A 19,107-nucleotide genomic window follows, 5' to 3' on the forward strand; every position below is an offset into this window, starting at 1 on the left:
TGGACCATCCACGCTATCTGATCGTATGAAAGAACCATTCAAGCGATCACTAGCGCAGCGCCGCACCCAGCTGAGCCACCATGGCGTACACCGCGAACTTGGGCTTGGAATTGAGCGCGAGAGCCTCACGACATTCGAGGATCGCCTCGATGCTCTTCAGCAGCGCCTCCGGCGACGCTCCGCGTGCCATCCGCTCGATCTGCTCGGACATGTCAGGGTGATTGAGCGTCGCAGTCGATCCGTAGGACCTCGCCAGCGCATCGCGGTACAAGCCCGCGAGATCGATCAACGCACGGTCGAACGAGTCACGCAGATTACGCGTGCGCCTCGACTTCTGCCGCGCCTCCAACTCCTTGATGACGCCGGCCGAGCCGCGCAGCGCGCCCGCAGCACCCTTGCCTGTGCCACCTGCACCGAGCGCAGTACGTAGCTCTTCCATCTCGACGCCGTCGAGTGCATCGCTGATCTCGGCCGCTTCGAGCTCGGCCGCCTTCACCATCTCCTCGGCGGCGAGGTACGCCTGATTGGGTCGGGCGGCAGCCGACGCCAGACCCAGGGCCCGCTTGCGCCTGGCGCGGGCGTCCTCGTCCTTCGCGAGCCGACGAGCCCGCCCGACGTGGCCACCGCTGATCGACGCCGCCCACTGCGCGGTCTCCTCGTCGAGCTTGTCGCGAGTCTGCAGCACCTGCGCGATGGCCGACGACGTAGGTGTCACGAGATGGACGTGTCGGCATCTGGACCGAAGCGTCACCGACATGTCTTCGGGATCGGTCGACGGCGCACACAACAGCATCACCGTCCGCTCCGGCGGCTCCTCCACGACCTTGAGCAATGCGTTCGCGGCGGCCTCGCTGAGCCGGTCTGCATCCTCGATGACGACGATCTGCCATCGGCCCGTACTAGGACGCCGCGCAGCGATCTGCACGATGTCCCGCATCTCCTTGACGCTGATGCTCAAGCCCTGCGGGATGATGCGTCGAACATCGCCGTGGGTGCCTGCCATCGTCGTCGTACATGCGTGGCACTCACCGCAGCCGGGTGACCCTTCTCCGGTGCACTGCAGCGCCGCGGCGAAACAGAGCGCTGCGATGGATCGGCCGGAACCCGGAGGGCCGGTGAACAGCCAGGCGTGTGTCATCGCCGATCCGGGATCACCGGTACGAGCGCCGACGGCCGCGCCCGTCAATTCGGTCTCGACATCCTCTTGGCCGATCAGTCGATCGAATACTCCCGCCATGGGTGGCAGCCTAGTCGTCGACTCCGACGTCCCTACGGCTCACTCATGAGCACCGCGACCGCAAGTCGCAACTTCGCACAGTACGGGCTGCGCACATCTTCGACCATGGTGAACTGAATCGTCTGCGGGCCGATCTCGGCGCGCGCAAAGCACGCATCCCCTTCGAACTCGAACACCCGAACCGCACGACCCTCTACATCCATCTCGGTCAACTCGGTGATGCCCGGCGTGGCGCTCACCGCCTCCGCAGGCGACGTCGCGACAGCCATCGACGCGAACCCGATGTCCTCGCCGCTCCACGCACACCCATCCGGCACCTCGATCTTGCTCGACGGATCGACACCCACCACGATCGACAACTCGGACTCGCTCCACCCGCACGGATCGAACGATGCTGGCGTACTTGCACTTTCGGTAACAGTCGACGTCGCCGGGACTCCCTGCCCGTCCGACGCATCATCGCCGACGGCTGTGCCCGTCACCGTCTGCGCACATGCCGTCAGGACCAACGCACAGAATGCAATTGCCAGTTTCTTTCCCACACAGACTTGGACGCAGAAGGTGCGTCAACCGTTCCGCCGCAGATCATTTCGCCCGCCCGGATCGCTTGAATGGTCCATTCATACGACCAGATAGCTACAAGGGTTCATCCAAGCGGAGGGGGCCCGGGGGCACCAACCGCTTGAATGGTTCATTCATGTTGTCAGACAACATGAATGAACCATTCAAGCGGTGTGGGCAGACCTACTCGGCCGGCGGCGTCTTCTTCGCAGCTGCCTTCTTCGCCGGAGCCTTCTTGGCTGCGGTCTTCTTGGCTGCCGTCTTCTTCGCAGCAGCCTTCTTGGCAGGCGTCTTCTTCGCGGCCGTCTTGGTCGCAGTCGCCTTCTTGGTGGCGGCCTTCTTCGTGGCCTTCTTCTTCACCGGGCCGCGAGCGCGCCTGTTGGCCAACAGTTCCGACGCACGACCGTCGTCGATGGTGGCGACGTCGTCGTCCTTCTGCAGGCTCGCGTTCGTCTCACCGTCGGTCACGTACGGGCCGAACCGGCCGTCCTTGATGACCATCGGCTTCTCGCTGACGGGGTCGACCCCGAGCTCGCGCAGCGGCGGCTTGGCTTCACCCTGACGCCCACGGCGCTTCGGCTCGGCATAGATCTTCAACGCCTCGTCGAGGGTGACGCTGAACAGCTGATCCTCGTCGGTGAGCGAACGAGAGTCGGTGCCCTTCTTCAGATACGGTCCGTAACGGCCGTTCTGGGCGGTGATCTCTTCCTTCGACTCCGGATCGACGCCGACGATGCGAGGCAACGACAGCAGCTTGAGCGCATCCTCGAGCGTGATGGTCGCAAGGTCCATCGACTTGAAGAGCGAACCTGTCCGAGGCTTGGGTCCGGTTGCCTTCTTCGCTGCCTTCTTGGCGGGAGCCTTCTTCGCGGCAGTCTTCGTCGCGGTCTTGGTACCGCCACCACCGTCGTTGTCGGTGGGAATCGGCACGATGTCCGGCTCAGGCGGCGTCGGCTCCGACGGAGGCTCGGGCAAGATCTCGGTGACGTACGGGCCGAAACGCCCTTCCTTGGCCACGATCTCGTTGCCCGTCAGCGGATCCGCCCCGAGCTTGCGCCCTTCCTGCGGCGTCGAGAACAGCTTCTCCGCGAGGTCGATCGTGAGCTCGTCGGGTGGCAGGTCGTCGGGCAGGTTGGCGCGCTGCGAGATCGGATCCCCGTCGGGATCGTCGTCGTTCTTCACCATCCGTTCGAGATACGGACCGTAACGACCGACTCGCACATGGATTTCGCGCCCTTGGTCGTCGTCGAACAGCCTGATCGAGTTGATCTCGCGGGCGTCGATGTCTTCGAGATTGGTGCCGACCATCTTCTTCAGACCGCCGGAACGCGCGACCGAGCCCTCGGCGCCGGTGTCGCCGCCGAAGTAGAAGCTCGTCAGCCAGTTCCCGCGACGCTCACGGCCACCGGCGATGGCGTCGAGATCGTCTTCCATGCCTGCCGTGAAGTCGAAGTCCACGAGACGACCGAAGTGCGCCTCGAGCAGGCCGATGACCGAGAACGCGACCCACGACGGCACGAGCGCGCTGCCGCGTTTGTAGACGTATCCACGGTCGAGGATGGTCTTGATGATCGACGAGTAGGTCGACGGACGACCGATCCCGAGCTCTTCGAGCGTCTTGATGAGCGACGCCTCGGTGTACCGCGCGGGTGGGTTGGTGGTGTGGCCGTCGGGATCGAGCTTGGTTGCCGTGACGGCATGGCCTGCCTTCAGAGCAGGCAGACGCGACTCGGCGTCGTCCGACTGGCCGCCTGCTTCGTCGTCGACACTCTCGACGTACGCCTTGAGGAAGCCCGCGAACGTGATGGTGCGACCCGAGGCCGAGAACGTGCACTCTTCGCCGGTACTGGCGGTTCCCGTGATGCGCAGGGTCAGCGTGGTACCGCGCAGATCGGCCATCTGCGACGCGACGGTCCGCTGCCAGATGAGCTCGTACAACCGGTACTCGTCGGTCTGAAGCGCGGAGTGCAGCTGGCCCGGAGTCTGGAAGACGTCGCCGGCAGGCCTGATCGCCTCGTGAGCTTCCTGGGCGTTCTTGACCTTGCGTGTGTACTGCCTCGGCGACGGATGGACGTACTCGGCGCCGTACAGCTCGGTTGCCTGCGCCCGTGCGGCCGAGATGGCCGATTCCGACAGCGTCGTCGAGTCGGTACGCATGTAGGTGATGTAGCCGTTCTCGTACAGACGCTGCGCGACGCGCATGGTCCGCTCCGAGCTGAACCGCAGCTTGCGGCCGGCTTCCTGCTGCAGCGTCGACGTCATGAACGGTGGGTACGGCTTACGGGTGTAGGGCTTGTCCTCGGCCGACGCGACCGTCAGGTCGACGCCTTCGAGGGCCTCGGCCAGGCGTCGAGCGCGAGGCTCGTCCAGCACGGTGACGGCGTCGGACTTCAGCTTGCCGTCCGCTCCGAAGTCACGGCCTGCAGCGACCCGGGAGCCGTCGACGTTGACCAGACGGGCACCGAAACTGCGCGGCGACTGGTCGGCACCGGCGTCGAGTGTCGCGGAGATGTCCCAGTACTCGGCGGTGCGAAACGCCATACGGTCGCGCTCACGCTGGACGATGATCCTGGTCGCGACGGACTGCACCCGGCCCGCCGACAGCTTCGGCATGACCTTCTTCCACAGCACCGGACTGACCTCGTAGCCGTAGAGACGGTCGAGGATACGACGGGTCTCCTGGGCGTCGACCAGGTCCTGGTCCAGCTCACGCGTGTCCGCCGCGGCCGCCAGGATCGCCGGCTTGGTGATCTCGTGGAAGACCATGCGTCGAACAGGGATCTTGGGGTTCAGGGTCTCGAGGAGATGCCAGGCGATGGCCTCACCCTCGCGGTCGGGGTCAGTGGCGAGGAAAAGCTCGTCGGCGTCCTTCAACAGGCTCTTGAGCTCGGCGACCTTGCCCTTCTTCTCGGGCGACACGACGTAGAGCGCCTCGAAATCGTGGTCGACGTCCACACCGAGGCGGGCCCAGGACTCGCCCTTGTATTTGGCCGGTACGTCTGCAGCGCCGCGCGGCAGGTCGCGGATATGCCCGACCGACGCCTCGACCACGTAGTTCTTGCCCAGATACGGGGCGATCTTCTTCGCCTTGGTCGGAGACTCGACGATGACAAGGCGGCGCGGCTCCGCAGAGCCGGTGGTGGTGTCCCCCGAGCCGTTATTCCGTGCTGCCACCTTGCTGCCGAACCTTTCTTCGTCCCATCCCCGTCAGTCACTCTGCAGGAATTGTCTACCTGACCGATCCGACATTTTTGCCGGTGCGTCTGGTAACAGAGTGGCATACGCCGTCAAAACACTCTCAGATCAGCTGCACATTCGGCTACTCGGAGCGCGGCCAGCAGGCCCGAGCGGCCTCGTTCCGCGGCGGCATGCCGACGTTCTCGACCAACCTGGACAACCGTCGTCGACCGGTGACGCGCAAACCGGGCATCGACCCACGCGTGCCTATCAGCGTCGGAGCGATCCCGGCCCGCATCAACGCTTGAGCGAGAGAGGCGTGGGTTTCCGGCGCGTGAGGATCGAGGCCCAGTACATAGCGCTCGCCATCGGCCTCTGGCCGCCCTGCAGCCAGAACCCATGCCCTGAGTTCACGCGCTCCCGGTACCCAACCGGGTGGCATCGACTTGACTGCGCCCTTGGTCCACTGGGACGCGAGCGCAGAGAGTTCGGCGACCGCGCCAGTACGTACGAGTGGACGGTCTTCCTCCGACCGACCTATCTCGGCGACCAGACCGCACTCGGCCATCAGATCCGAAATGGCTTCGGCACGCCATGCGTCATCGACGACGACGGAAATGCGGGCGCCCGTACTCGACGACGCGACATGACCGGTCGACGCCAGCAACCCGCTCAAGTCCGTCACCGAAGGCGGCAACGACTCGGCCGAGAAGAAGGACAACTGGTTCACAATGTGGACAGTAAGTCATCAGCCCGACCGGCGACGCCTGTTGCGCACGTGTCCAACCGACGAAAACAAGCCCCCGAAAAACAAGCCCCCCGAAACGACTCATCCCCCTCCGCGCCCGGCAAGCCGAGTCACGAGAGGGGGACGAGCTGTCGATACGACTCGCCATCCGGCGAGTGGATTCGAAATCAGACCGCGCGAACTCCGGTCGCCTGGGGCCCCTTGGTTCCCTGGCCGACCTCGAACTCGACGCGCTGGTTCTCCTCGAGGGTGCGGAAGCCGCTGCCCTGAATTTCGGAGTAGTGAACGAAAACGTCAGCGGAGCCGTCTTCTGGTGCGATGAATCCAAAGCCCTTTTCGGCGTTGAACCACTTCACAGTTCCCTGTGCCATGCTTTTCCTTCTCTTTCTAACACCGGATGCGGTGGGCAGCACTTACAGTCCACCGGGCCGGTTCCGACCGTTGTACTTCCTGATTTTCCCCCTCAGCAGAACCCCTGTCAGACAGGAACCCCCTCAGGAAACGCTCAAAAGCACAGCGCTCGCAACATCGATCCTGCGAGCGTGAAAACGAACACAGAAGCTGCGACCACGTCAAGTCAACCATGACTTGGGCTTTTCCAACAGTCGAAAAGAGCAGTTTTCGCACTTTTTGTTGATCTTGAGGACCGTGACAATGCTCGTTGCATCGATTCGAGCCTCTCACCTGCGGCGATACCCGGCCGCTGCACGTCGCGAACGAGGTGAGCGATAGCATGAAAACCGCAGGTCGCAGGCCTGGTCGACGCGGCAGGCAGTTTCGAGTGAGCATGGAGAGCACCAGTGACCCAACCGGATCCGACGAAAAGAGGTCATTCGAACGAATGTCTTCCCAGTACGCCGGCGAGTTACGGCCGTACGCTTCTCGATCGAGTCCTTGCCGGAACACCGTCGGGCGAACAACCACTGACACACGTCGCGGAGCTGCCGGGTCGCGCAGCCCAATTCGCCGACTGGCCAACATGGTTGAAGCCGGAAGTATCCGCGACACTGCGCGACCGCGGAATTCCGAAACCGTGGAGCCATCAGGTCCGAGCCGCGTCGCTCGCCAACGACGGTCATCACGTTGTCCTGTCAACAGGTACGGCGTCGGGAAAGTCTCTGGCGTACCAGATGCCGATTCTGACGACCCTCCTCGACGACCCCCGTACGACGGCTCTCTACCTCGCTCCGACCAAGGCTCTGGGCGCAGATCAACTTCGCAACACCATATCGATCACGGACGAGTTGCGCGGTGATGCACCGGAACTGGTCGAAGTGTTCCCGAGCGCATACGACGGCGACACTCCGATCGAGATCAGGCAATGGGCGCGGGCAAATGCGAGGTGGATTTTCACCAACCCCGACATGGTGCACATCGGCATCCTCGGCGCACACGAACGATGGGCCCGATTTCTCCGCAACCTCCGATACGTCGTCGTCGACGAGTGTCATTACTACCGTGGGGTCTTCGGCTCGAACGTGGCGTTGATTCTGCGACGGCTGCGCCGTGTGTGTGCCCGCTACGGAGCGTCGCCGACGTTCGTTCTCGCGAGCGCGACGACGTCCGATCCCGGCGCCGCGGCGTCGCGACTCGTCGGCGCGCCGTGCGAGGAAGTGACCGAGGACGGATCCCCACACGGACCGCGAACCGTCGCACTGTGGGAACCACCGCTACTGAAGGAGATCACCGGTGAGAACGGTGCCCCGATTCGCCGATCGGCGGGGGCCGAGGCGTCGCGCATCATGGCCGATCTCGTCGTGGAAGGCGCTCGCACACTGACTTTCGTGCGATCGCGACGCGGCGCCGAGGTGACGGCACTCGGAGCGCAACGGTTCCTCGCCGACGTCGATCGTGATCTGCCCGGCCGTGTCGCCGCCTACCGAGCCGGCTACCTCGCCGAGGACAGGCGTCAGCTCGAATCGAATCTGTCCGACGGCACGCTCCTCGGTGTCGCGACGACGAATGCACTCGAATTGGGCGTCGACATAGCGGGTCTCGACGCGGTCGTCGTCGCCGGCTTCCCCGGTACCGTCGCGTCGTTCTGGCAACAAGCAGGCCGGTCGGGTCGACGCGGCGAAGGATCACTCGTCGCCCTCGTCGCACGTGACGATCCGCTCGACACATACCTCGTACACCACCCGAATGCATTGCTGGACAAGCCGATCGAAGCAACCGTCACCGATCCGACCAATCCGTACCTACTGGGCCCCCAACTGCTCTGCGCAGCAGCGGAATTGCCGATCACGGCGGACGAAGCCGCAGAACTCGACGCCGAGCCCGTGCTCGAAGCGCTCGCTGCCGACGGCCTGGTGCGTAAACGACCGCACGGCTGGTTCATCACTCCCGACGGACAGAAATACGCGCCGCACGCCTCGGTGAACATCCGCGGCGGCAGCGGCACCGAGGTCGCCATCGTGGACGGGGTAACCGGGCGCATGCTGGGGACCGTCGACGCCGGAAGAGCCCCTGCCACAGTGCATCCCGGTGCCGTACACATCCACCAGGGTGAGTCGTTCGTCGTCGACGATCTGAATCTGGAAGACGGACTTGCACTTGTCCATCCGGAACAGCCCGACTGGAACACGTCCGCGCGGGAGACGACCGACATATCGGTCACGGCCGTACATTCCCAGGCGATGCTCGGCGACGTCACCCTCGCGCTGGTCCAGGTGAACGTGACGCATCAAGTCGTCGGATATCTGCGCCGTCTGCACTCGGGAGAAGTACTCGACTCCGTCGAACTCGACATGCCCGAGCAGACCTTGGACACCCGCGCCGTCATGTACACGATCACGCCGGAACTGCTGATCGAACGCGGGCTGACCGCCGAGCGCTTCCCTGGCTCGCTGCATGCGGCCGAACATGCCGCGATCGGTCTACTGCCGCTCGTCGCGACATGTGATCGCTGGGACATCGGCGGTGTCTCGACGGCACTGCACCCGGACACGGGGCTGCCGACGGTCTTCGTCTACGACGGTTACGACGGCGGCGCGGGATTCGCCGAACGTGGCCACCGCGCCTTCCGGAGTTGGCTGGAAGCGACGAAGGACGCCATCGACTCGTGTGAATGCCCGACCGGTTGCCCCTCGTGCGTGCAGTCTCCGAAGTGCGGCAACGGCAACGACCCCCTCGACAAAGCGGGGGCCCTCGTGGTGCTGCAGGCGGTGCTCGACGCCCTGCCGAGTTGATGACCGACCACACGACACAGTGGCGCGTCGTTGGGACTCCGTTCAGAGATTCCTCGCTTCCTCACCGGAATGACTCGAAGCTGATGGACTTGTAGACTCGACGAATCGAAAGGCCCTACACGTGTCGACGATCTCCATGAGCCCCTCTGCCGCAGGTCGAACCATTCACGACATGGTCGGAACTCACCACGTCGTCAGCCTCACCTATGAAATCGGCAGGGAAAAGATCAAGGAATTCGCCCGCGCCGTCCAGGACGACCACCTCACGCATTTCGACGACGACGCTGGTCGCCGGCTCGGCTACGACGGGATCATCGCTCCCGTGACATTCATCAGTGTCATCGGTACCGCAGTGCTGCCGGAGCTGTTCGCCAATCTGCTCATCGGATACGGCATCGGCGACATCCTGCACACGGATCAGCAGATCAGCCTGCACCGCCCTCTCCTCGCCGGCGACGTTCTCGCGAGCAATCTCTGCCTCGAATCGTTCCGCCAGTCGGCGGGCAGCGACATCATGGTCACCGCGAACGACATCACCGACAGGTGCGGTGCACTCGTCGCCACGACGAAGACCACGTTCGTCGCCCGGACCGGTGGTAATCCGGAGGGCGAGAACTTCCTCGGCATGCTCGACGGGATCATGCGCAGGGGTGGATAGCACGCCTGGGTAACACGCCTCCCAAGTGACCGAATGACGCCCTCGCTCACTCTGAGTGACCGAATGACGCCCTCGCTCATCACTAAACTAGCCCTCACACCGGCCCGGCCCGTGCCGCAGCCATCGCGTCGCGCACCCCGAATCGACCGAGCGGCAACGTGATCGACACTTCGACGACCACGTCCCACCCGTCGACGGTGCAGTCGACCAACGTCGCCTCCGCCCGGGCGACGACGTCCCTGGCCGCCGCACACGCGTCGGCGACACCACGATCGAGAGCCGACGCCGCCGCGAGTGCCGACAGATCGGCGGCCGACTGAGCGCGATGCCGACCGCTCACCGCCGATCCGACGTGCATGATCGCGATCACCACGACCAACAGCGCCGCCACAGCCAACGCAGCGAGCACGGTGACGCCGCCGTCGTCCCTCCTCATGGTTCAGCGCTCGTTTCCAGTGCCGCAACAGCTTCCGCGCTCACGGTCAGACGAGGAAGCATGGTGTCCGCCTCGACCCGCACCGTCACGAAACCGTCCTTCTCCTCGACGGTCACTCGTGCCCCGTCAGGAGCGAGATCGACCGTCGACACCGTGTCTCCGCGAGCGGTCAGGCGCGCAGTTTCACGTGCAGCGTCGACGCACCGAACATGCAGCGACACAGCCAGAATCGCACCGATACATGTCACGACGACCGCGACGATGGACGCGACGGCAATCGCTGCTTCCACCGTCGCGCCGCCGTCATCGGCTACACAGACGTGTTGAGCGCCCGGTCGATGATCCCCGTCAGAGTTCCGACGATGGAATCGCCTGTCACCACCGTGTACAGAATCGCTCCGAATGCGGCGGCGGCGATGGTGCCGATCGCGTATTCGGCGGTGGACATTCCATCGTCGGCCACTGCTGCGACGACGATGCGTGCCCTGGTCTCCCGAATCCAATTGCCCAACATACTCTTTCCCCTCCTCGTCCTCCGAGACGGCGGCCCCGCCCCGGAACTCCACTACGCTCGTGGTCACAGAAGATCTCCACCGAGCACATTTCGAGCAAGACCCACGACCACCGGAACGATGCCGAGGCACACGAACGCCGGCAGGAAGCACAGCCCGAGCGGGCCGCTGATCAGAACGCCTGCGCGTTCTGCAGCTGCCGCTGCGTCGTCCTCGGACCGAGCGCGCCGGTCCAGCGCCAGCTCCTCGATGCCGTCGGCCAGAGAGGCACCCGATCGAGCGGATCGTCGCGCCATACGTGCGAGCGAGTCGATGTCGGGTTCGGCATCGACCGGAGCCCACGCAGCCTCGGCATCCGCTCCGAGAACCAGGAGATCCGCCGTCGTGCGCAACGCTCCGCCCAGTGGTTCCGGCGCCGTGGAGGCGACTGCTGCCGCTGCGGTTCCGACGGGTAGCCCACCCCGAAGACACGCGGCCATGAGGTCGAAAGCCGCTGCGACCGAATGCGAATCGAGGCTCGACCGCAGGTCTGCCTCGTCCTGCACTCGTTCGGACTTTCGCAGACGAGCAATAGGCGACGACGCAGCAGGCACCACGACCAGTGCAGCTGCGGCGCACACCATCGCCATCCACATCATCGAACGACCTTGCCTGTGATTGCGTCGGACCACAGCAGTCCTGCACAGACCAACGCCGCGCCGACGGCCAGGAGTACTCCCCCGAGACCGCCGCCCAACAGCACGTCGAGCGGTTCTGCGCCCATCAACTGTCCAAGTAGAACTCCGATCGCGGGCAGGCACGCGAGGACTGTCGCCGTCGCCCTGGCACCTGCGAGCGAGGATGCGACGCGGTCCCGAAACCGTTTGCGTGCCAGTATGTCCGACCGCGCCGCCGACAGGAGCCCGGCGAGTCCGAGACCGTACTGGTCGGCAACTCGCCACACCGCCGCCAATCGGGTGAGTTCCGTTGCCACCGGCGAATTGTTCAGAATCAACCCAGCATGGGCGTGACCACCGAGGCGCGCCCGTCCCGACGCCTGCCCGAACGCAACGGCCGCACTTCCCCGGCCCTCCGTTGCCGCCGCCGCGCACGCGAGCGCTGGATGAGACCCGACGCCGAGTTCTCCGATGACGGTGTCGAGACCTGCTGCGAGCGAATCGATTTCATCGCCTCGTGCACGATCTTGCATGCCCCGGCGGCGCCGCACCACGACGGTCACCGCGATCACGCTCGCCGCACACACGGCACCGACACCCCCGAGCACATGGATCGGAATCAGTAGAGCGAACGACGCCGCGAACACGGGCGCCCTCCCCGGGTGGCGTCTCACGGATTTCGGTCTGTGACACAGCACCTTTCGTCGTCGCGCGCCGGGCAGCATCACCACCGCGACGGCGCACAGTGCGAACGCGAGAGCAGTCATGCGGTCCTCCGCTCGATCAGTGCGTCGAGCATCTCTCGTCCGCGATCGACAGGACCGGAAGAACTCCACGCGGGCACGATCGTCACCCTGCCGTCGACGTCGGGAACCACGATGGCGATTTCTCGTAGCCTCCGCGTGCCGTCGTGCGATCGGTGTACGTGCAGTACCACCTGAACGGCAGCACCGAGCTGACTGTGCAGGGCGACACGATCCATACCACCCAGTGCGGCAAGCGCTTCCAAGCGCGGTGGCACTTCGGCGGGCGAATTGGCGTGAATGGTGCCTGCGCCACCGTCGTGACCGGTGTTGAGCGCAGTGAGCAGTACAAAGGTACCCATTCCAAACAGCGCGATTTCGCTGGTCAGACGCCAAAACGCCCCCGGAGTCAGGGTACGACCGACTGCACGGGGGCGAGAGGCGCGCGCTGGTTCGAATCAGCGCGCGGGATCAGAAGATCGTCGGGCTCGTGTACTCGTCCGCAGGGGTGATCTGGAGGACAGCAGCAGCGCCGCGATGACGAACACCGACGCCGAACGCGCGAACGTAATAGCTGTTCTGCAACGGGTAGGAGTTGTTGTCGCCGGGGATCAGCTGCAACCCGCGCAAGTTCGGCGTCTTGTGTTCGCGGAACGCGAGCGGAGCGTGAGCGCCTCCGCTTGCGACTGCTGTCACGTACCCGACAGGGACCCAGCTCGACTGCACGATGAACGCTTCGCCGTACGAGCCGACGACCTTCAATCCTTCGTAGGACGCAGGCGCTCGATCACCGATGATCGCCTGGTCCGACAGGAACGCAGGGGCATTCGCCGCCGGGATGAAGTCGTTCGCTGCCTTCCCACCGTCTGCTGACTCCTGGCCGGCGCGGAACGTCGTGATGATGTCCGCGTCGTCGGGATGGACGAGAATGACGATCTGCGAACCGAAGTCGGATCCGTAGCCGTGCTCGGTCACGTTGCGAATCAGGTAATCCAGATCCGTTGCCTCGAACTGACCGTTGGTCGTCACGTAGTGGTCGTGGCCAGGCGCGAACGACTTACCCGCGTAGCTCGGCGGCGTCGCGTCGTCTTCGCCGTCCCAGAGGGAGTAGACCGATACGTTGTTCTCGTTGATGTTGCGAGTGAGAGTGGTCGTCTTGGTCAGCAGCGCACCGAGGACGTGGCGGAAGATCAAACGGTTGTCAGCTTCGAGGACCGCCGAGTGGATCGCTTCGAGCTGGCCTGACTCGACCTCCGCTAGGAACTTCCAGGTGAAGCCCTTGCGTGCGTCCCACCACCTGAACGGGTATCCGATTTGCAGGACAGTAGGACTGACACGAACTGACTTGGGAACGCCGAACTCGGATGCTTCCTCGAACTCTGTGTCACCTACTGACTGCTCGATCCAATCGGACGAGTTCGTTGTGTTCGCCGTGAACAGTCGCGCGACCGCTGTGCGCTGCGTGTTGAGGAGTTCGAGAGTGGTCTGAAACTCCGACCAGATCGCCGACCAGTCTTTGCCGTCGACCGTCTGGTGGAGATCCCCGACTGTGCTGTACCCGTTTGCTGCCATGACAATTCGCCTTCCGATGATATATAGGACTGCGTTCAGAATACGCGAATGTCGTTGCAGGCGAACAACATTGATTCTACCTAGCGATAGACTGAAGGTAGGGACAACACCAAGGGAGACAACACATGTACGCAGACGAGATCCTCGCGAATATCGAACAGTCCGAGAAGGTTTGGCCGCACAACGCGCACTTGCTGAACCATTTCCGCATCGAGGACTACGTGCGCCTCGCGCTGCGCGACCGAGACGACGCGATGATCGACGGTCAAGCGTTGATCCCGCCGATGGGTGTCGCCGCCGATCTGCACCACGACTTCGTGTCGTACCCGTTCGAGGACCCCGCGTCGATGCTCGCCAGTATGGACCTCTGCAAGGTGCGAGGTCGCGAATGCGGAGCTGCTGCGTTCGTCTGCGCGACGTGCTCGCGCTCGATCCCAGGACCACGCAAGCCGAACGACTTCGAGATCGTCTGGGTGTCCGCTCCGCCGAGCGTCGTCGGCGTCGCACTCTGCGCGACGTGCGCGCCGACTGTGATTGCCGCCTACGCGCCAGTGAGGATCTGACGATGCCCCAATGTGTCGCGACTACTGCGCACGACAATCGTGGCAGGGGTGGCCAGCAGTGCGGACGCTACGCAGTGCGAGGGTCCGAGTTCTGCTTCGCACATGGCGGCGTCTCGAAGTCCGTCACTCCCAGCCTGATCGACACGCGGGTCGAGAACCCTGGCGTGTCGTGCACAGCGAGACGAACCGACGGACAACCCTGCGGCAACTACGCAGTCAAGGGCTCGGTCGTCTGCAAGAACCACGGAGGATTCGCGCCGCATACTCGTCTCGCTGCGTCCCAACGCATGATCGAGATGCGACTGAAAGCAATCGGAGTCGTGGACGGCATGCTCGATGACCCTGCACTCGACCCGGCAATTCGACTCCGCGCTGCACAGATTGTTCTCGACCGATCAGGCATGGGACCAACGTCGAAGATCGAGCACGAGGTCGAGGTCAAGCCGTACGAGCAACTGCTGAAGGAAGGGACCGTCGTGCGTGACGTAGCTCTGCCTCCTGGCGAGAGCGACGCACAGCACGAGATCATCGACGCAGAGGTCGAGGACGAGCCTGCTCCTGCTGCGCCAGCGGGTAAACCAGCCTTCGATCCCAGCAAGGTCTGGACGCACACCGAGGACGAGCAACCGCGCGAGCAGCACAACGTGGTGGCCTTCCCTCATCGACCAAATGGCACGCGTAACTGACCAAAGGAGTTGCGCAGTTGCGCGTAACTTGTATGCTGTGGTTGACCGGGAGGGGTTCTTCGGCCCCGCGAGTCAATCGTGACCCCCGGTCTCCAAACTTCTTTCAGATTCACACCACCACGGGTTCTCCCGAAGGCATCCACATCACGCTCTGGCCTTGAGCCCCGCATTCGTACTCGTAGACTTTCCGATCAGCTGGTGGCCATGGGACAGGCTGTGCAGTCATCTCGGGGCAGTGGCCTCGCGGGAAGAGCTTGATCCCGTAGCCGTGCACCAACCCTCCTGCGCTCCGACGCAGATGCGGCCACAGCAATCGTGCGTAACCAGGATCCGAAGTGTTCATATAACGCCCGAACGCACCAGCGACGAGATCCGCCATCTGCACTCCGACACTCTCGTCGGACGGCATGAACGATATGGACTCGATGATTCGATCGAACGGCATATAGAAGGAGCCCAGTCGCGTCGCCTGCCTGAGCGCTTTGTCGTCCGCCTGTTCCTCGTCAAAGAACACGAGCCCTTGGGTGCTGTGATCACCACAGTCGTGATTGATCCGCTCGAACAATGGCTTTACCGCGTGCATGATCGGCGAGGACGATCCCCATGTCTTGGACTGGTCGACCGCGATCACGATCACCTTGACCGACGGGATCGACACCAAAGCGCGAAGGCACGAGTAGACGAGCGCACGTCGACGCGCGGCTTCGGTCAACCCAGCTCGAATCATCCAATGCGGCTTGTTGGGCTTGTTGTCCTTGCTGCGGCCAACCTGGCTGAACTTCAGCTCACTTGGGTACGACAACGGAAAGCCGTACGACACCGCGGCGTTCCTGACGACCTGCTGCATCTTGGGCAAGTCATCTGCATCGATGCCGAATCCGCCCATGACGAAGTATGGCTTTGTCGGATCGTTGGCCCTGTCTCCAGAGTCATCGAAGTAGTACAGCCGCACGCGCCCACCTTCACCGTTACAGACCATTCGTTCCGGTGAAATTTCTACCACGCGCACTCGACAACAACCGTATGTCCTGTGGATAAACCTGTGGATAGTCCATGCGGACAGAGCACATCCGGTGCATAGTCTCCGGTGCTGTACCGGCCGATTGCGGGCAATCCAACCGTCAGGTATGACTTCTGCGTGGACATACTGACAATCATTGGCACTGGGATAGTTGCATTCATTGGCAGCAGCGCTGCGACGGCATTAGTTCAGTCTTCGATCTCGAAGCGCGAACGCGAGACCAGGAGGAAGCAGGACCGCATCGCGAATTGGCAACGCGGCATTGAGGGACTGCGAGACTTCAACATCAACGACGAACACGAGCCGTACGAGGGACCCGATGCTGAACGCCACGAACTCGTGTGGAAGGACGCCCTCGACCTAGAAACAAAGGCGTGGTATCTCGACTACCAGTATGAGGCTCTGGAAGACGTCCGAAACCTGGTAGAAAATTCGCCGAGCGTATGGAAGAACAACGACCGTGCACGGGATCTGGTCAAAGCAATCATGCCGGACATCGCGCGGATACGCGAGGAATGGAAGGTCTGAACGCCGCGGCCGGACAGACCTTCCAGCAACCTAGCTGACCTTCGAGCGCTGGGTCGCTATGTAGTCGTGGCGCAAGTGATCTTCCTGTCCGACAAAGCCTTTGAACTGGCCGAGCCGGTAAGCAACTGAGCCTTTGACATCGCCAACCTCGACCTCGAAGTCGCGTGCAAGGTGTGCAATTCGACGTTCGAGCAGAAGCGCGTCGAGACCGTGTTCGGCCAGCGACAGGATGCGTCCGGCTGTCACGAAGTCGTCAGCGTCCCGCAGAATTCGGTACACGTCATCGTGGACGTTTGCAGCAGCGAGTTCGGGCAGTTCCCGTTGCGCTGCTTGGCGATTGAACGCAGCAAGGATCGACTCGCCCACAGCCTGCGCGACTGGCGGCGGGAAGGCATTGCCGATCTGGCGGTACTTCGCAGTTTTGCCTCCTGAGAACTCCCACTCCCCCTCGGCCCAGCCCTGCAGCCGTGCGACCATCTCGATGGTCAGCTTCGGCGGGACGTTCTTCGGATGGAGCGCGCGACGAGCTGGCGCGTCGTCAGCGATCCCAAGTCCGTTCACGCCAAGCTCTGCCCACGCGCGCTTCGCACGAGTTGGACCCAGGTCAGCGCCGCCGTGTTTCTTACTGCCGCCGACCAAGGTTGGCCCAATGTCATTCGCGAGCGCGACCCACGCATCGAGGTACTGCCAGCCGTGCTCGCCCATCAGGTCGCGTAGCGCCTCGCCGACGGTGAGATCCGACTCGACAGGCTCGGGCCAGTGGAAGTATTCGGCGTCTGCCTCTTGCAGCGCAACGAGAACGAACCTGGGGCGCAGCTGCGGGACACCGAAGTCTGAGGCTTGCAGCAGTCGCCACTCAGCGACATAGCCCAGCTCCGCAAGCCGATCCAAGACGCGCTGGCGGTAAGCGGCGAAACGCGGCGTCGACAGACCTCGCACGTTCTCCAACATCAGCGCACGCGGCTTGATCTGACCAGCCAGCTCGACACCCCATGCGAACAGGTCGCGCTCGTCGGACGCGCCGAGCTGCTTACCTGCAATCGAGAACGGAGGGCAAGGTACACCTCCGGCCAGAAGGGCAACACCCTCGTAAGACGACGGGTCCCAGACGTTGCGGTCGACTACGTCCCCCTCAGCGACCTTCCAGTCACGATTGTCGCGGAGAGTCTGGCACGCGTGACGATCCAGCTCGACAGCGAGCGCATGAGCGAATCCGGCCTTCTCAAGGCCCAACGCTTGCCCACCCGCACCTGCGCAGACTTCCACAACTTCGTACGTCGTTGCGGGTGCCTTGCGCGTCTTGCTCTTGCCGACCATAAGACCATCCTCCTACATCGCAGTCGTTCAGCACACCATTGGTCCGCCGATATGTTCGAGTCGCCTCGAACGGTCAACAGTAGTTGCCGCACGATTGCCGAACGATGCGCCGGTCCTTGACAGGCCGTTGCCGAACGGGCATCCTGTGATGACCGTCCGGTTTCGCATCGACTCGTTAGGACCCAAATAACGTGACAGACAACGCATCCAAAGCCCCGTCCTCCGGCGCTCGTGTCGCCGCCTTCATCGCGCAGGTCGGCCTCGGAAACAAGTTCAGCAAGATGGACATGCTCGAAGCAGTCCCAGGCGTCTCGCAGGCTGATCGCCGTATGCGCGACCTGCGAGAAATGGGCTGGGTGATCGACAACTACAAGGTGAACCCCAGCCTCAAGCCTTCCGAGTACCTACTACGCGAGATTGGGATTCGCATCGACCAGGGCGAGGCCCGCCCGAAGACGATGCGGAAGAACATCACCGGTCCGAAGCGGCGACGGATCTTCGAGCGCGACGGTCACACCTGCCAGGTCTGCGGCATTCCCGCAGGGATGGAGTACCCGAACGAGCCGGGCCGGACTGCTGTGCTGACGATTGGGCACATCATCCCGAACAACGACGGCGGATCAACTGACGACGACAACCTGCGCGCGGAGTGCACCCGCTGCGGAGACCAGGCGCGAGACATTACGGTCGACCCGCCCAGCGCGCACTCGGTGTTCGTTCGGGCTCAGCACGTCGGCAGCCTGAAGGAGAAGAAGCGCCTCTACGGCTGGATGGCAGCAGGGCGTCGCACGTTGAATGACACCGAGCAGGTGTTCAACGATTGGGCGCGTCTGCCTCACGCACAACGTCTCGACGTCATGAACAAACTGGGGCAACAGGTCATCACGGAGATCGGAGATTAGTCCGTGTCGATGACGCCGCCCATCCATTGCAACACTTCAGCGTGTTCGCGAATAGCTTTCGCGTAGTTGCGGTTTGCGATTTCAGGCCATTCAGCCTCGGGAGGTGGGTCGAGGATCTCAGTTTGCCAAAGAAGCACGTACACGAGGTCAAACACAGAACGCTCGACCACCCCCGGCCTGTTCACGCGACACATCGTACTGACAATCTTGGTCACGTCGTTGACATTGGATCCCCGCGCTATGTACGTGGCATCGAAGAGCAGAACCCGACCAGACACACACACGTTACGAATCTTCATCGTGGGCCGCCGCTGCGAATTGGTTCCATAATTCGATTGCAGCCAAGGTGCGCACTTTTGGGCCAAATCGTCTGTGGCGCAAGTAATCCAAAACCGCCAGTACATAGACTTTAGAGCCTTCACGGCGGACGTGCCTTCCTTCCGAGGTCGTCGCCACGGCCCCAGAAAGAACACACGCCACCAACGACGTATGCCCTGCCTAGGACTTCGTTCGTTCGTGGCGCGGTCGCTGTCGAGCGACCACAGACAACATGGCACAGGCATCCGCTCGCCGTCAAGGACCGTAGAGCGGGGTCGTTGCGT

The 19,107-nt window shown here is 63.2% G+C and carries 20 protein-coding genes and 1 pseudogene; 6 read left to right on the forward strand and 15 right to left on the reverse strand.

The window, feature by feature from the left end; translation table 11 throughout:
- Positions 1-49 precede the first annotated feature (49 nt).
- The 5 genes from CHB96_RS05715 to CHB96_RS05735 form a co-directional block, all read right to left on the reverse strand.
- Positions 50-1,237 carry a DNA polymerase III subunit delta' gene (locus tag CHB96_RS05715; RefSeq protein ID WP_089244009.1) on the reverse strand — a complete coding sequence of 396 codons (1,188 nt, stop codon included), beginning with the start codon at positions 1,235-1,237 and terminating at the stop codon, positions 50-52.
- A gap of 32 nt (positions 1,238-1,269) precedes the next feature.
- Positions 1,270-1,779: a DUF3558 family protein gene (locus CHB96_RS05720; RefSeq protein ID WP_089244011.1), complete on the reverse strand. Its 510-nt coding sequence runs from the start codon at positions 1,777-1,779 to the stop codon at positions 1,270-1,272.
- Positions 1,780-1,981: 202 nt separating this feature from the next.
- Positions 1,982-4,972 carry a type I DNA topoisomerase gene (gene topA, locus CHB96_RS05725; RefSeq protein ID WP_089244013.1) on the reverse strand — a complete coding sequence of 997 codons (2,991 nt, stop codon included), beginning with the start codon at positions 4,970-4,972 and terminating at the stop codon, positions 1,982-1,984.
- Between the two features lie 145 nt (positions 4,973-5,117).
- A complete protein-coding gene (locus CHB96_RS05730) occupies positions 5,118-5,705 on the reverse strand; it encodes a hypothetical protein (RefSeq protein WP_089244015.1) in 588 nt (195 codons plus the stop codon).
- 185 nt (positions 5,706-5,890) lie between these two features.
- Positions 5,891-6,094, reverse strand: a complete 204-nt coding sequence (locus CHB96_RS05735; protein ID WP_005248460.1) for a cold-shock protein — start codon at positions 6,092-6,094, stop codon at positions 5,891-5,893.
- Positions 6,095-6,523: 429 nt separating this feature from the next.
- On the opposite strand from CHB96_RS05735, the gene CHB96_RS05740 reads away from it, so the two are divergent.
- Both CHB96_RS05740 and CHB96_RS05745 read left to right on the forward strand, forming a co-directional pair.
- Positions 6,524-8,911 carry a DEAD/DEAH box helicase gene (locus tag CHB96_RS05740; RefSeq protein ID WP_089244017.1) on the forward strand — a complete coding sequence of 796 codons (2,388 nt, stop codon included), beginning with the start codon at positions 6,524-6,526 and terminating at the stop codon, positions 8,909-8,911.
- 121 nt (positions 8,912-9,032) lie between these two features.
- On the forward strand, positions 9,033-9,569 hold the full coding sequence (locus tag CHB96_RS05745; protein ID WP_245865291.1) for an FAS1-like dehydratase domain-containing protein: 537 nt from the start codon (positions 9,033-9,035) through the stop codon (positions 9,567-9,569).
- Positions 9,570-9,663: 94 nt separating this feature from the next.
- Here the strand turns inward: CHB96_RS05745 and CHB96_RS05750 are convergent, their stop codons facing one another.
- From CHB96_RS05750 to CHB96_RS05780, 7 genes and pseudogenes are all read right to left on the reverse strand, one after another.
- Complete coding sequence (locus CHB96_RS05750) at positions 9,664-10,005, reverse strand: Rv3654c family TadE-like protein (protein WP_089244019.1); 342 nt, start codon at positions 10,003-10,005, stop codon at positions 9,664-9,666.
- On the reverse strand, positions 10,002-10,295 hold the full coding sequence (locus CHB96_RS05755) for a TadE family type IV pilus minor pilin (RefSeq protein WP_089244021.1): 294 nt from the start codon (positions 10,293-10,295) through the stop codon (positions 10,002-10,004). The genes CHB96_RS05750 and CHB96_RS05755 overlap by 4 nt, the downstream gene beginning before the upstream one ends.
- Before the next feature lie 20 nt (positions 10,296-10,315).
- Entirely contained in the window at positions 10,316-10,519 is a 204-nt protein-coding gene (locus CHB96_RS05760) for a DUF4244 domain-containing protein (protein ID WP_089244023.1), read from the reverse strand.
- A gap of 63 nt (positions 10,520-10,582) precedes the next feature.
- Entirely contained in the window at positions 10,583-11,155 is a 573-nt protein-coding gene (locus CHB96_RS05765) for a type II secretion system F family protein (RefSeq protein ID WP_089244025.1), read from the reverse strand.
- Positions 11,152-11,940 carry a type II secretion system F family protein gene (locus CHB96_RS05770; protein WP_089244027.1) on the reverse strand — a complete coding sequence of 263 codons (789 nt, stop codon included), beginning with the start codon at positions 11,938-11,940 and terminating at the stop codon, positions 11,152-11,154. The genes CHB96_RS05765 and CHB96_RS05770 overlap by 4 nt, the downstream gene beginning before the upstream one ends.
- Positions 11,937-12,263, reverse strand: a pseudogene (locus tag CHB96_RS05775) (TadA family conjugal transfer-associated ATPase); the annotation flags it as partial. The pseudogene CHB96_RS05775 and the gene CHB96_RS05770, both read right to left, overlap by 4 nt.
- Before the next feature lie 124 nt (positions 12,264-12,387).
- Positions 12,388-13,488, reverse strand: a complete 1,101-nt coding sequence (locus CHB96_RS05780) for a hypothetical protein (RefSeq protein ID WP_089244029.1) — start codon at positions 13,486-13,488, stop codon at positions 12,388-12,390.
- Positions 13,489-13,613: 125 nt separating this feature from the next.
- On the opposite strand from CHB96_RS05780, the gene CHB96_RS05785 reads away from it, so the two are divergent.
- Together CHB96_RS05785 and CHB96_RS05790 are read left to right on the forward strand one after the other, a co-directional pair.
- Positions 13,614-14,051 (forward strand): hypothetical protein, encoded by a 438-nt coding sequence (locus CHB96_RS05785; protein WP_089244031.1) that lies wholly within the window; start codon positions 13,614-13,616, stop codon positions 14,049-14,051.
- A gap of 74 nt (positions 14,052-14,125) precedes the next feature.
- Positions 14,126-14,737 carry a hypothetical protein gene (locus tag CHB96_RS05790; protein WP_089244033.1) on the forward strand — a complete coding sequence of 204 codons (612 nt, stop codon included), beginning with the start codon at positions 14,126-14,128 and terminating at the stop codon, positions 14,735-14,737.
- Between the two features lie 109 nt (positions 14,738-14,846).
- On the opposite strand, the gene CHB96_RS05795 is transcribed toward CHB96_RS05790, so the two are convergent.
- Positions 14,847-15,689, reverse strand: coding sequence for a DUF3800 domain-containing protein (locus CHB96_RS05795; protein WP_176444165.1), 843 nt, complete (start codon positions 15,687-15,689; stop codon positions 14,847-14,849).
- A gap of 135 nt (positions 15,690-15,824) precedes the next feature.
- Here CHB96_RS05795 and CHB96_RS05800 point away from each other — a divergent pair, with 135 nt between their 5' ends.
- On the forward strand, positions 15,825-16,286 hold the full coding sequence (locus CHB96_RS05800) for a hypothetical protein (RefSeq protein WP_089244037.1): 462 nt from the start codon (positions 15,825-15,827) through the stop codon (positions 16,284-16,286).
- Positions 16,287-16,316: 30 nt separating this feature from the next.
- Here the strand turns inward: CHB96_RS05800 and CHB96_RS05805 are convergent, their stop codons facing one another.
- Complete coding sequence (locus tag CHB96_RS05805; RefSeq protein WP_089244039.1) at positions 16,317-17,603, reverse strand: DNA cytosine methyltransferase; 1,287 nt, start codon at positions 17,601-17,603, stop codon at positions 16,317-16,319.
- A 191-nt stretch (positions 17,604-17,794) separates the two neighbouring features.
- Here CHB96_RS05805 and CHB96_RS05810 point away from each other — a divergent pair, with 191 nt between their 5' ends.
- A complete protein-coding gene (locus CHB96_RS05810; protein ID WP_245865292.1) occupies positions 17,795-18,505 on the forward strand; it encodes an HNH endonuclease in 711 nt (236 codons plus the stop codon).
- On the opposite strand, the gene CHB96_RS05815 is transcribed toward CHB96_RS05810, so the two are convergent.
- Positions 18,502-18,720: a hypothetical protein gene (locus CHB96_RS05815; protein ID WP_141136440.1), complete on the reverse strand. Its 219-nt coding sequence runs from the start codon at positions 18,718-18,720 to the stop codon at positions 18,502-18,504. The genes CHB96_RS05810 and CHB96_RS05815 overlap by 4 nt on opposite strands.
- Positions 18,721-19,107 lie beyond the last annotated feature (387 nt).

The organism is Rhodococcoides kyotonense (assembly GCF_900188125.1).
Taxonomy (GTDB): Bacteria; Actinomycetota; Actinomycetes; order Mycobacteriales; family Mycobacteriaceae; genus Rhodococcoides; species Rhodococcoides kyotonense.